The sequence below is a fragment of the Salinimicrobium oceani genome, assembly GCF_012037645.1.
Map to the genome: position 1 here is coordinate 1 of NZ_JAAVJR010001349.1, position 322 is coordinate 322.

The window sequence follows — 322 nt, forward strand, 5'->3', positions numbered from 1 at the left end:
GAAGCTAAAGGAAGAGGCGAAAAAGAAGAAGGATTCAGAAGCAGAAGAAGAGGAAGAGAAAGATGAAGCTGAAAAGAAAAAAGATTCCGAAGAAGATGACGGTTTTAAAGCCGATGAGTATAAGATAAAGATACTATTCAAAAAGGATATTCCTGAAGGGGTTGCTGTAATAAGAAATGCACGCATCCTCACCATGAAGGATAGGCAGATCATTGAGAACGGAGACATTCTCATTAAGAATAATCGAATCGCAGCGGTAGGACCAGCCGGAAGCTTACAGGTGCCGCGCGGTGCGACTGAAATCGATGCCTCGGGAAAAACC

1 protein-coding gene is annotated in these 322 nt (G+C 43.5%); it reads left to right on the forward strand.

Annotated features, from left to right (window positions below; all coding sequences use genetic code 11):
• The coding region (locus tag HC175_RS22155; RefSeq protein WP_168140013.1) for a hypothetical protein at positions 1-322 on the forward strand (322 nt) is incomplete at both ends.